11 protein-coding genes are annotated in these 12,369 nt (G+C 57.1%); 6 read left to right on the top strand and 5 right to left on the bottom strand.

Features of this window, described 5'->3' with window-relative positions; all coding sequences use genetic code 11:
• Positions 1–11 precede the first annotated feature (11 nt).
• Both ACHHZ6_RS03095 and ACHHZ6_RS03090 read right to left on the bottom strand, forming a co-directional pair.
• The gene (locus tag ACHHZ6_RS03095) at positions 12–443 is read right to left on the bottom strand and encodes a tripartite tricarboxylate transporter TctB family protein (RefSeq protein ID WP_182272113.1); all 432 of its coding nucleotides are present in this window, start codon (positions 441–443) and stop codon (positions 12–14) included.
• 11 nt (positions 444–454) lie between these two features.
• A complete protein-coding gene (locus ACHHZ6_RS03090) occupies positions 455–1,435 on the bottom strand; it encodes a Bug family tripartite tricarboxylate transporter substrate binding protein (RefSeq protein WP_395121714.1) in 981 nt (326 codons plus the stop codon).
• Between the two features lie 141 nt (positions 1,436–1,576).
• On the opposite strand from ACHHZ6_RS03090, the gene tctD reads away from it, so the two are divergent.
• The 4 genes from tctD (at position 1,577) to ACHHZ6_RS03070 (ending at position 5,615) form a co-directional block, all read left to right on the top strand.
• A complete protein-coding gene (tctD, locus tag ACHHZ6_RS03085; RefSeq protein WP_182272111.1) occupies positions 1,577–2,251 on the top strand; it encodes a transcriptional regulator TctD in 675 nt (224 codons plus the stop codon).
• Positions 2,238–3,647, top strand: coding sequence for a sensor histidine kinase (locus ACHHZ6_RS03080; RefSeq protein WP_182272110.1), 1,410 nt, complete (start codon positions 2,238–2,240; stop codon positions 3,645–3,647). Before tctD ends, ACHHZ6_RS03080 begins: the two co-directional genes overlap by 14 nt.
• A 131-nt stretch (positions 3,648–3,778) precedes the next feature.
• Complete coding sequence (locus tag ACHHZ6_RS03075; RefSeq protein WP_182272109.1) at positions 3,779–4,321, top strand: YfaZ family outer membrane protein; 543 nt, start codon at positions 3,779–3,781, stop codon at positions 4,319–4,321.
• A 94-nt stretch (positions 4,322–4,415) separates the two neighbouring features.
• On the top strand, positions 4,416–5,615 hold the full coding sequence (locus tag ACHHZ6_RS03070; protein WP_182272108.1) for a nicotinamide mononucleotide deamidase-related protein YfaY: 1,200 nt from the start codon (positions 4,416–4,418) through the stop codon (positions 5,613–5,615).
• Between the two features lie 34 nt (positions 5,616–5,649).
• Here ACHHZ6_RS03070 and glpC read toward each other — a convergent pair whose 3' ends face one another.
• The 3 genes from glpC to glpA are packed head-to-tail and all read right to left on the bottom strand — an operon-like array spanning position 5,650 to position 9,672.
• The gene (glpC, locus tag ACHHZ6_RS03065; protein ID WP_182272107.1) at positions 5,650–6,840 is read right to left on the bottom strand and encodes an anaerobic glycerol-3-phosphate dehydrogenase subunit GlpC; all 1,191 of its coding nucleotides are present in this window, start codon (positions 6,838–6,840) and stop codon (positions 5,650–5,652) included.
• On the bottom strand, positions 6,837–8,054 hold the full coding sequence (gene glpB / locus ACHHZ6_RS03060) for a glycerol-3-phosphate dehydrogenase subunit GlpB (RefSeq protein WP_395121713.1): 1,218 nt from the start codon (positions 8,052–8,054) through the stop codon (positions 6,837–6,839). The genes glpC and glpB overlap by 4 nt, the downstream gene beginning before the upstream one ends.
• On the bottom strand, positions 8,044–9,672 hold the full coding sequence (glpA, locus tag ACHHZ6_RS03055) for an anaerobic glycerol-3-phosphate dehydrogenase subunit A (RefSeq protein ID WP_395121712.1): 1,629 nt from the start codon (positions 9,670–9,672) through the stop codon (positions 8,044–8,046). The genes glpB and glpA overlap by 11 nt, the downstream gene beginning before the upstream one ends.
• A 257-nt stretch (positions 9,673–9,929) precedes the next feature.
• Between glpA and glpT the strand changes: the two genes are divergently transcribed.
• Together glpT and glpQ are read left to right on the top strand one after the other, a co-directional pair.
• Positions 9,930–11,282, top strand: a complete 1,353-nt coding sequence (gene glpT, locus ACHHZ6_RS03050; RefSeq protein ID WP_182272104.1) for a glycerol-3-phosphate transporter — start codon at positions 9,930–9,932, stop codon at positions 11,280–11,282.
• Between the two features lie 11 nt (positions 11,283–11,293).
• The gene (gene glpQ, locus ACHHZ6_RS03045) at positions 11,294–12,355 is read left to right on the top strand and encodes a glycerophosphodiester phosphodiesterase (protein WP_395121819.1); all 1,062 of its coding nucleotides are present in this window, start codon (positions 11,294–11,296) and stop codon (positions 12,353–12,355) included.
• The last annotated feature ends 14 nt before the right edge of the window (positions 12,356–12,369 follow it).

Raw genomic sequence — 12,369 nt, 5'->3', positions numbered from 1 at the left:
AGCGAGCTCCGTTAGTTAAACCATGCCCCAAGGGGTAACGTCACGTCCAGCAGGCGGTCGAAGGCGTACCACAGTAAAATGCCCAGCATCGCCCCCGAAATTCCCGCCGCAGGCAGCGTGGCGTTAAACAACATGCCGATCACCATCGTCAGAATGGCGGTGGCAATCGGGAAGCCGAGCCACTCAAACCCCCACGCGTACATCAGCAGCACAACCACCATGACCAGCAGGCGTTGCAGAGTACGGCGTGGCGGCCAGTCCACGGTATCAGGATGGCGCAGTAACAGGGCCACCGAGCAGAGCAGCATCAGGCCGACAATGCCCATCGGAAAGGGGCGTGGCCCCACGGGTTCATAGCTGTATTCGCTGTGGATTTGCCAGGCAACGAATAACCCGCCAGTGCAGAGCAGCAGCCATATCCCGGCAAAAATACGATCGCTCATAGCGCCTCCGGTTATTTCGCCAGACCAAAGGCTTTCGCCTGCTCGCGGTAGTCATTCACCTGCTTTTTGACATACTCATCCAGCTGTTTGCCGTTCAGGTTGAACTCAAACAGCCCGCGCAAATCGCGCTGTTTTTTGAACTCCTCGGTTTGCTGGAGCTTGTTAAACTCGTCCACCCACCACTGGTATTCAGCGTCGGTGACGTTTGGCCCGACAAAGAAGCCACGGATAATCGGCCAGACCAGGTCATAGCCCTGCTCTTTTGCGGTAGGGACGTTTGCCAGCTGGCCGGGCAGACGGTTGTCGGAGAAGACCGCCAGCACGCGAATTTTATCTCCGCTCAGGTAAGGCACCATTTCACTGAGATCGCCGGATACCGCCTGCACGTGGTTACCCATCAGCGCCGTGACCGGTTCACCGCCGCCTTCAAATGCGACGTAGCGCATCTTGTGTGGGTCGACCTTTGCCTGTTGCGCCAGCAGTGCCTCTTTCATCCAGTCCTGGCTGCCAATAGACGCCCCTGCGCCAATCACCACGCTGTTGGGATCTTTTTCCATCGCGGTCAGCAAGTCTTTCAGCGATTTCCACGGGGAGTCTGCCCGCACGGCAATCATGCCGTAATCCGTGCCGACGGTAGACAGCCAGCGCACGTCATCGACGCCATAGCGGCCAAATTTACCCTGCGACAGGTTCAGCAGTGAACCACCGGAAAAGGCAACCACAGTGCCCGCTTCAGCCGGGCGTTGCGCCACGATGGCGTTATAGGCCACTGCACCCACGCCGCCAGGCATATACGTTACGCGCATCGGCTTTTTGATAGCGCCAGTCTCCAGCAGGCTAACCTGGATGAGTTTGCAGGTGAGATCGAAACCGCCGCCGGGTTTGGCCGGAGCGATACACTCGGTACGGGACGGCGCATCTTGCGCCTGGACGACAGAGGCACTCATCATGAATACGCTTGCAGCAAAGGCCGAAAGTAATTGTTTTTTCATCGTTTATCCTCACGCAGGATGACGGGTACGGGTGTTTTTTTTGATTATGTGAACCGCCTTGTGGCGATTCCGTTGCGTGATTGTTAAAACATTAACCTTTCATTTCCCTTTCAATGCCACACGAACTTTACAGGATGTGATATGCGTCTCTTACTGGCAGAAGATAATCACGAGCTGGCTCACTGGCTGGAGAAGGCGCTGGTACAGGGAGGCTTTGCCGTGGACTGTGTGAGCGACGGGCGTGCGGCTGACCATCTCCTGCAGGGGGAACGCTATGCGGTGGCTATCCTCGATATCGGGATGCCTGGTTTTGACGGTCTGGAGGTGGTGCAACGTCTGCGAAAGCGCGGACAAACGCTGCCGGTGCTGTTCCTGACCGCCCGTAGCAACGTGGCGGACAGGGTGAAAGGACTCAATGCCGGGGCGGATGATTATTTGCCGAAACCTTTCGAACTGGAGGAGCTTGACGCGCGCCTGCGTGCGCTGCTGCGCAGAAGTGAAGGCCGAACCCTGGAGCGCCAGCGTCTGGGAGAGCTGGAGTACGATGACGACGGTTTCTTTCTGCTGCGCGATGAGCCGCTCTCGCTGACGCCGCGCGAGCTCTCTTTACTAAAAGTATTAATGTACCGCCGAACACGGCCCGTCTCCCGCCAACAGCTTTTTGATCAGGTGTTCAGCCTGAACGACGACGTGAGCCCGGAGAGTATTGATCTCTATATTCATCGCTTGCGTAAAAAACTGAGCGGCAGCGGGGTACGGATAATCACGCTGAGAGGGCTGGGTTACGTTCTGGAGTGTGGCGATGAAGTGGGTTAAACCGCAGTCTCTTTACCTGCAATTGCTGCTCTTTCTGGGGTTGCCACTGCTGTTGCTGTGGGGACTCTCGGCCTTTAACAGCTACGTCAGCGCACTACAGGCGGCTACTCAGGCTTATGATCGAACGCTGTTATCCTCTGCCCGCACGGTATCAGAGCGGCTGGTGGTGCATAACGGCAGGCTGGAGGTCAACGTTCCCTGGGTGGTGCTCGACAGTTTTGAACTCAATATGAATGACCGGCTTTACTACAAAGTGGTCGACCCTGACGGGCGGGTGATCTCCGGTTATGACGATTTGCCGAAGATGCCGCCCGCAACATCACGCACGACGCTTTATCCGGCGCTGGCATGGTTTTATCACACGGAGTATCGCGGGCAGGCCATCCGCGTCGCCCGGCTGCTTCAGCCTGTCAATGAGGGCAATATCATGGGGATGGCAGAGATCTACATCGCCGAAACGCTCCAGTCCCGTCGCTATCTTGCCAGCCAGTTGCTCTTTTCGTCCTGGGTCACTCAGGGTCTGTTGGTGCTCCTGACGCTCGTCCTTACCGCGTGGCTGTTGCGTCGCGTACTGCGTCCGATGCGTCAGCTTTCAACATTGATGGTACGGCGTGAACCTGGTCTGCTTGCGCCACTGCCGGAGCTGTTGCCCTGGTCAGAAACGCGTCTGCTGATTGTCGCGTTTAACCGTTATATCGACAGACTGCGCGGGGTGCTTTCACGGCAGGAACGCTTTAACGCCGATGCCTCTCATCAGCTCAAAACTCCACTGGCGGTGCTCAAAACGCAGGTTTCGGTTGCCCTGACGCGTGACGATCCGGCGTTGTGGCAGGAGAGTTTGCGGGCGATGAACGTTACGCTGGATAACACCATTCTGCTGACTGAGCGTTTGCTTCAGCTCTCTGCGGTGAAGTGTAAAGAGCAGGGGGAGCGCCAGTTTGCGCCTGTCGATCTGGTTCAGGTGGTACAGCATTGTTGCTTCTCCAGGCTGGCGCAGGCGCGGAGTAAGGCAATTGATCTCGGGTATGAGGGTGTTCAACAGCCGGTCATGATAGATGGCGATGAGGTGCTACTGGGGGAGCTTTGTGCCAACCTGCTGGAGAATGCCATCAAATACACCCCGGTACAGGGGATTGTGACGGTTTACCTGCGTGCAGATAACGGAGCGGTGGAACTGCGCGTGGAAGACAGTGGCCCGGGGATTGATGAACATCTGATGCACCAGGCGATGCAGCCATTTCACCGGCTGGACAACGTCGGAGAGGTGGCCGGGTCGGGGATTGGGCTGGCGTTGGCCGGTGATATTGCCCGGCTGCACAGGAGCCACCTTCAGCTTACGCGCAGTGAAACCCTGGGGGGACTGAGTGTGAAAATGCGGTTTTTACTGCTGATGTAAAAACCGGAAAGTATCATATCGTTACAATCTAATTGTCTGACGCACGCAGAGTACATTGATCCCGGGCTGACTCAGGTTAAAATCTCGCGGTTTTTGGGACATCTCTAAATAATTTGTGTGGGATCACGACAATGAAAAAAGTGGCATTACTGGGCCTCAGCGGCCTGATGTTTGTTTCTGCGGCGGCTAACGCCATTAGCATCAACGGCTCGGCTGGTCAGGATTACACCCACCTGGGCTTTGGCATGGGCACAGAAACCTCCGGTCTGGCGATGAGCGGCGGCTGGACGCATAACGATGACGACGGCGATGCAGCCAGCCTCGGTCTCGGTCTGAACATTCCTCTTGGCCCATTCCTGGCAACCGTGGGCGGTAAAGGCGTTTACACCAATCCGAATGACGGCGACGAAGGTTACGCGGCGGCAGTCGGTGGCGGCCTGCAGTGGAAAATTGGCGACAGCTTCGGTCTGTTTGGCGAGTATTACTATTCTCCGGATTCACTCTCCAGCGGCATTGAAAGCTATGAAGAAGCCAACGCCGGTGCGCGCTGGACTATCATGCGTCCAATCACCATTGAAGCAGGCTACCGCTATCTGAACCTGGCGGGTAAAGACGGTAACCGTGACAATGCGCTGGCAGATGGCCCGTATGTGGGTGTGAGCGCAGGTTTCTAACCACTCCGGCGCGGCGTTCTGTCGCGCCAGTTTCTCTCTTCTTCCCGCAATCAATTGCGCTATAGTGTTTTGACCATAGAAGTGGGAGAACACAATGATAAACGTGGAAATGTTATCCACCGGCGACGAAGTGCTGCATGGGCAAATTATTGATACCAATGCCGCCTGGCTTGCCGATTTATTCTTTGAGCAGGGATTACCGTTAACGCGTCGCAACACGGTGGGCGACAATCTTGATTCGCTGGTGAATATTCTGCGCGAACGCAGTGAGCACGCTGACGTGCTGATTGTGAACGGCGGACTTGGCCCCACCAGCGACGATCTCAGCGCGCTGGCTGCCGCGACGGCCAAAGGCGAAGAGCTGGTGCTGCATGAAGCGTGGCTGGCGCAGATGGCGCGTTTCTTTTCGGAGCGTGGGCGCGTCATGGCCCCCAGCAACCGCAAACAGGCTGAAATTCCGGCCAGTGCGGAACTTATCGACAATCCCGTCGGTACCGCCTGCGGTTTTGCCGTTAAGCTGAATCGCTGTCTGATGTTCTTCACGCCGGGCGTGCCGTCTGAATTTAAAGTGATGGTCGAGCAGCAAATTCTGCCGCGTCTGCGCGAACGTTTTACCCTGCCGGAGCCACCGCTGTGCCTGCGTCTGACCACCTTTGGCCGCTCTGAAAGCGATCTGGCCCAAAGTCTTGACCACCTGCCGCTGCCGCCGGACGTATCGATGGGGTATCGCTCCTCCATGCCAATCATCGAGCTGAAGCTGACAGGCCCGGCAACGCAGAAGGCCGCTATGCTGGCGCTATGGCCAGAGGTGCAACGCGTGGCGGGTGAGAGTCTGATCTTTGAAGGGACGGAAGGGTTGCCTGCACAGATTGCCCGCCATCTGCAATCCCGCCAGCTGAGCGTGACCTTAAGTGAGCAGTTCACCGCAGGGCTGTTGGCGCTGCAGCTTTCGCGTGCCAGTGCGCCGTTGCTGGCCAGCGAAGTTGTACCGTTCCAGCAAGAGACGCTGGCACAGACGGCTCGCTGGGCGTCTGAGCGCAGGGTGAACCATTTCGCCGGGCTGGCGCTGGCCGTGGGCGGTGTCGATGATGAGCACCTTAATTTCGCCCTGGCGACGCCGGAAGGCACGCATGCACTGCGGGTGAAAATGGGGATCACCCGCCACAGTCTGGTGGTGCGTCAGGAGGTATGTGCCATGATGGCGCTGAACATGCTGCGCCGCTGGCTGAACGGCAAAGAGGTCGCCAGCGATCACGGCTGGATTAACATCGTTGAGTCATTGTTTGTCGAATAAGCGGTGTTGCCGGGGCATATTCCCCCGGCACCACTTAGCCCAGCGCTTTTGCCAGTAGGGTGATAGGGTGTTCGCAGCGCTTGCTGGTGGACATTTCTATCTGCCACTTGCAGGTTTCACAGTCTGTCACCACCAGGTCGGCTCCACTCTCTTCAATCTGGTGGAACAAGGGTGCGCCAATGGCCTGAGAGGTTTCGTAGTTTTCACGCTTAAAGCCGTAGGTTCCTGCAATTCCGCAACAGCGCGAATCCAGCACCGTCAGTTCAAGCCCCGGGATCATCCTCAGCAGCTCCAGCGTATAGAGCGCCCAGCCCATCTTTTCCATATGACACGGTGTGTGATACACCACTTTCAGCGGTAATTTCCTGAGCGGTAACGTTTGTCCGCTGTCCAGTTTGCGCCACAGGAAGCGTGTCGCCAGCTCAATGTGTTCCCGTAGGCCGCTGTTATCCACATCCAGCAGATGTGGGTACTCATCGCGTAGCGTGAAGGTACAGGTTGAGGAGGTCGCCAGTACCGGAATACCTTTGTCGACAATCGCCTCACGCAGGGATGTGACGTTGCTTTTGGCCTGTTTGCGTGCCTTGTCGGTAAAACCGTTGGCAATCAGCGGAACACCGCAGCACTTCTCCTTGTTAAGCAACTGCACGCCTGTTCCCATTGCGTTCAGCACTTTCAGCAGGTCTTTACCCAGCTGCGGATGGTTGTAGTTCACGTAGCAGCCGTGGAAGAAGGCAACCTGATCGGTAAACTGCGCCTGTTCTGTCGCCACGGACTTGTACCAGCGACGGAAGGTACCGTGAGAATATTTTGGCAGGCTGCGGTGATGGTCTATCTTAAGCGTCGCATCAAGCAACTGGCGCACCGGTTTCAGCGATGTGGCGGCATTCACCAATGGGGCGAAAGGTGTCGACACCGTGCCCATCAGGTCGGTATGGCTAAGAATGGCATCGCGCAGCGTCGGTTTTTGGCTGCTATAACGCGCGCGGGCGCGCTGGATGATATCGCCGATTTTGACATCCGACGGGCACGCAACTTCACAGCGTTTGCAGTTGATGCAGTATTTCAGCGCTTCATCATACAGCGCGCCGTCCTTCAGGCGCAGACGTTCCCCGTCCGGTCCGGCCTGTTTCGGGCCAGGATAATTCGGGTTCACGCCGCTGACCGGACAGACCGTCGTACAGACCGTGCATTTAATGCAGCTTTCAAAACGGGTATCGTTCATTGTTCCGCCTCCACGCATTGGCAGATTTGTCCGGCAACATAGAGTGCCGTCACGGCGCAGACACCGCCGCCACAGCCCTGAGTGATGGGATCGTAACCCCCCAGAATCGAGCCGATGGCATAGAGATTATTGATGGGGGTACCTGCGAGCTGCGGATGCAGATGTTCATCGACGATGACCCCAAACTGTTGCCAGGGCTGTGGGGCAAAGAAATCACTCTGATACCAGTCTGCACGGGAGGGGCTTTGCCGCACATCCAGTCCCAGAATGGCCTCCCGGATGCCCTCGCGGCTGCTCAGTAACCCGTTACTGAAGAAGCTGCCGCTGGCCAGCACTGCAAATCGTGTGCGAAGGGGGATATCACCGTGGTTGCGCGTCCAGATTTCGCTCACCGCATCCTCCGTGAGGGTGATTTTTTTCACTTCGTCACCCGCCATCCACACGCCGCCCTGAGCAATAAACTGGCGCTGAAGCTGGTTATGCAGGCGAATGCCGGGTACGGAAGGGGGAAGCGTTGGCAGTAAGCCGAGAGTGCAGGGCAGGCGATCCGACAGCCAGCGCCAGAGGCGGTTGTCCGTCAGACCAAAGCAGGCAGGCATAAACAGCGCGTCACATTTTTCACCGAGCGGCCTGAGCGCGTCATACAGCAGTGGCCATTTGTCCTCATTATCCAGCAGCCGGGCGATATTCACCGCCCGAAACTCGCTTGGGTTGTCGCGCAGGACATCAAGCTCAGGAAGGTCTATCTCCGCTGTCTCTGCATTAACGCCTTGTTGGCAGAGCGATGCCGCCGCGAGATGGGGCTGGAAATCAAGAAAACCGCTGATCCCAACCACCAGCACGCGCGCTGCGCTGACGGGCGCGACGGGAACCTCTTCCGGACTGAGCCAGGCTGATCGCAGGGTACCAAGCGGTGTGACGCGCTGATGATTTTGCCGGGCATTGCCCTGTAACCGCGCGCCACACTCCGCCAGAAGCCGTTCCGCTTCATGGGCGAAGTGGGGAATATTGTGCATGCCAGTCAGGCTATAGGGATGTTCTGGCGGCAGCGTGTCGTGGTATGCGGCGTCCAGCAGATCCAGAGAGCCAGACGAGAAATGCAGGGCGCTCTGACCCCGGGTGATAATGGCGCAGCGCAGCCCCTGTTTCGTGAGCCTGATGCCACAGAGTAAACCCGCCAGTCCGCCGCCGACGATCGTGGTATCAAATTTCATCGTGTTGTTCCTTCTCAAGACCGCAAAGTCCCTGATAGACCCAGCGGGTAAACTCGCTTTCGCGCAGGGCATCACCCCAGGCGACAGGCTGAATACCTTTCCAGCGCTCGTTTAAAAAATCGCTGAGTTGTGCAAGCGACTGGGTGGCGGTGGTGACGTGAAAACGTTGCAGCAGCCCGGCGGCGCGGCAAGCACACAGTTCGCCCTGACAGGTCCCCATTCCGACGCGCGTGCGGCGACGTAAATCGAGCAGATTATTGACGGTCAGGTTCTCCACGGCATATTGCACTTCACCGGCGGTAACGGCTTCACACTCGCACACCAGGCTGCGGCTAAGACGCCCTTCACCCAGCCACTGCGGCGTTCTGTCGCCGTGGCGATAGATGGCCGAGCCGCGCAGGGGGGCGGGCAGAGAGATGATCTTTTGCAACGTGGTTTCGGTCGTCTGGCGCGAACCGGGCAACGGTTGCTCCGCCGTTACGCAGAGCCCGGTGTTGCCAAGTTTGCGGCAGACGGCATCGGTGGCCCATTGCGCCATCAGGCGATAGGTCATCAGCTTGCCGCCCGTAATGGTGATAAAACCGTCCATGCCATCACGTTGTGCGTGATCGAGCAGCACGATACCGCGGCTGACGTTGCGTCCGCTTGGGTCGTTATCGCTGGCCACCAGCGGGCGCACGCCCGCGTAAGCGCGAAGAATGCGGGTCTGGGCCATCACGGGAGCCAGTTTTTCCCCTTCACGAAGCAGAATGTCAACCTCTTCAGCCGTTACCCGGTTGTCGTCGATCTCGCTGTAGTCGACGTGAGTTGAGGTGGTGCCGATGAGCGAAATGGTGTCGCCGGGCACCAGAATATCGGCGTCGGAGGGTTTACGGCAGCGGTTGATCACATGGTTATTAATTCGGTGATCGAGGATCAGCAGTGAACCCTTGGCCGGGAACATGCGGATGGACAGTTCCGCGTATTCCGCAATGTGCTGCCCCCAGATCCCCGCGGCATTGACGACCACGCTGGCATACAACTCGCTGTGTTCCTGATATTGCGTGTCGAAAACGCGTACACCACGGACGGTATTTCCCTGGCGGATCAGTCCCGTTACCTGGTGTCCGGTCAGAATACGCGCCCCGTGCTCGCGGGCATCCAGCATATTGGCGGCGGTCAGGCGAAAGGGATCAACGGTACCGTCAGGGACTTTAACTGCACCGGTCAGCATCGGGTTAACGGAAGGCTCGATACGACGCGCGAGGGTAGGGTCGATAGCTTCAGCCTGAATACCCGCCGCGCGGCACGCGGTTATAAACGTCGACTGAAATGCCAGGTCGTCTTCGGGAAGCGTGATGAACAGACCGTCGGTCGGCTCGATGCAGTGGCGGGCGATGCGTCGGAGGATTTGGTTTTCGGCAATGCACTCGCGTGCGGATTCGCCATCGGTGACGGCATAGCGTGCGCCGCTGTGCAGCAGGCCATGATTGCGTCCGGTTGCACCCGTCGCAATATCATGACGTTCCAGAAGCGTAACGCTTAACCCGCGCAGTGCGCAATCACGCGCGATCCCGGCACCGGTCGCACCACCACCAATGATAATCACATCGCTGTAGCGAGGATCGTGAATTGTCATTGTCTTCCCTCGTATTCGTTTTTTTACCATTTAGCCACATCAAAACTGTGGTTTGTTTGATTTCGAACATAATCGAGCGCAATTCGAAAGTGAAACGCGATTTCATGCGCTTTTTTGCGCGTATTGTCATATTTCTGTAACAATCTGTGCGTTGATTCACAGTAACAATCACTGTGATTTCTTAACATCGCCGCCTCTCTGGAGTCGTGGGGCAGTTAAACCCCCGAAAATTCAATACATAGGCCACGGAGGCTGTCATGCTCAGTATCTTCAAACCTGCGCCGCATCAGGCGCGTCTGCCAGAGGCAGAAATAGATCCGCTTTACCGCCGTCTGCGTTGGCAAATCTTTCTCGGGATTTTCTTCGGCTATGCGGCGTATTACCTCGTACGCAAAAACTTTACGCTTGCCATGCCGTATCTGGTGGAGCAGGGCTTTTCACGTGGCGATCTGGGGTTCGCGCTGTCGGGGATCTCTATCGCGTACGGTTTTTCTAAATTCATCATGGGCTCTGTGTCGGATCGCTCGAATCCGCGCGTGTTCCTGCCAGCCGGTCTGATTCTGGCGGCAGCGGTGATGCTGTTTATGGGCTTTGTGCCGTGGGCGACCTCCAGCATCGCCATTATGTTCGTGCTGTTGTTCTTATGCGGCTGGTTCCAGGGAATGGGATGGCCACCCTGCGGGCGTACGATGGTGCACTGGTGGTCGCAGAAAGAGCGTGGCGGCGTGGTGTCCGTGTGGAACTGTGCCCATAACGTGGGCGGGGGCATTCCGCCACTGCTGTTCCTGCTGGGGATGGCCTGGTTTAACGACTGGAAAGCCGCACTCTATATGCCAGCCTTTGGCGCGGTCGTGGTGGCGATTTTTGCCTTTGCGATGATGCGTGACACGCCGCAGTCCTGTGGCCTGCCGCCGATTGAAGAGTACAAAAACGACTACCCGGATGATTACAGCGAACAAAATGAAGAAGAGCTGACGGCAAAACAGATCTTCATGAAGTACGTGCTGCCAAACAAACTGCTGTGGTACATCGCAGTGGCTAACGTGTTCGTTTACCTGCTGCGTTACGGCATCCTCGACTGGTCGCCGACCTACCTGAAAGAAGTGAAACACTTCGCGCTGGATAAATCCTCCTGGGCCTATTTCCTGTATGAATATGCCGGTATTCCGGGCACGCTGATCTGCGGCTGGATGTCGGACAAAGTCTTCAAAGGCAACCGCGGTGCGACGGGCGTCTTCTTTATGACCCTGGTGACCATTGCCACCGTCGTTTACTGGCTCAACCCGGCGGGTAACCCGGGCGTGGACATGGCCTGTATGATTGTCATCGGCTTCCTGATTTACGGCCCGGTTATGCTGATTGGTCTGCACGCGCTGGAGCTGGCTCCGAAAAAAGCGGCTGGCACGGCGGCAGGTTTTACCGGCCTGTTCGGTTACCTGGGCGGCTCGGTCGCGGCAAGCGCCATCGTGGGCTATACCGTTGACTTCTTCGGCTGGGACGGCGGCTTTATGGTGATGATTGGCGGTAGCGTGCTGGCGGTACTGCTGCTGGTTGTCGTGATGATTGGGGAAAGACGTCACCACGCCGACGTGCAGGCGCGTCGTCAATAAGGAGAATTATGATGAAATTGACCCACCTGACTACCGGCCTGCTGCTGGCAGGTTTGATGACGGGCTCTGCGCTGGCAGCCGATAAAATTGTGATCGCTCACCGTGGTGCGAGCGGTTATCTGCCGGAGCATACCCTGCCGGCAAAAGCGATGGCCTACGCGCAGGGCGCTGATTATCTGGAGCAGGATCTGGTGATGACCAGGGATGACCAGCTGGTCGTTCTGCATGACCACTACCTTGACCGCGTGACGGACGTGGCCGAACGTTTTCCGGATCGCGCCCGTAAAGATGGCCGCTACTATGCGATTGATTTCACACTGGCGGAAATCCGCTCGCTGAAGTTTACCGAAGGCTTCGAGATTAAAGACGGTAAGAAGGTGCAGGTCTATCCGGGACGTTTCCCGATGGGCAAGTCTGATTTCCGCATCCATACCTTCGAAGAGGAGATTGAGTTCGTTCAGGGACTGAACCACTCAACGGGCAAAAATATCGGTATCTACCCGGAAATCAAAGCGCCGTGGTTCCATCACCAGGAAGGCAAAGATATTGCCGCGAAAACGCTGGCAGTGCTGAAGCAGTATGGCTACACCAGCAAGAAGGACAAGGTCTACCTGCAGTGTTTTGATGCCGCTGAACTGAAGCGCATCAAAACCGAGCTGGAGCCGAAGATGGGGATGAACCTCAATCTGGTGCAGTTGATTGCGTACACCGACTGGAATGAAACCCAGGAGAAGCAGCCGGACGGGAAGTGGGTGAATTACAATTACGACTGGATGTTTACGCCAGGCGCGATGAAGCAGATTGCGCAGTACGCGGATGGTATCGGCCCGGACTACCATATGCTGGTGGCGGAAGGTTCAACACCGGGTCACGTGAAGCTGACGGCAATGGTGAAAGAGGCGCATGCCAGCAAGATGCAGGTGCATCCGTATACGGTGCGTGCCGATAAGCTGCCGGACTATGCGACAAACGTGGATCAGCTTTATGACGTGTTGTATAACCAGGCAGGTGTGGACGGGTTGTTTACGGATTTCCCGGATAAAGCGGTGAGCTTTCTGAAGGATAAGCGCTGAAGTTGCCGGGTGGC

Source organism: Enterobacter cloacae complex sp. 2024EL-00214, assembly GCF_043945575.1.
GTDB lineage: Bacteria > Pseudomonadota > Gammaproteobacteria > Enterobacterales > Enterobacteriaceae > Enterobacter > Enterobacter cloacae_P.
Note: the sequence above shows the minus strand (reverse complement) of the source record. Positions and strands in the feature narration are given on the sequence as shown.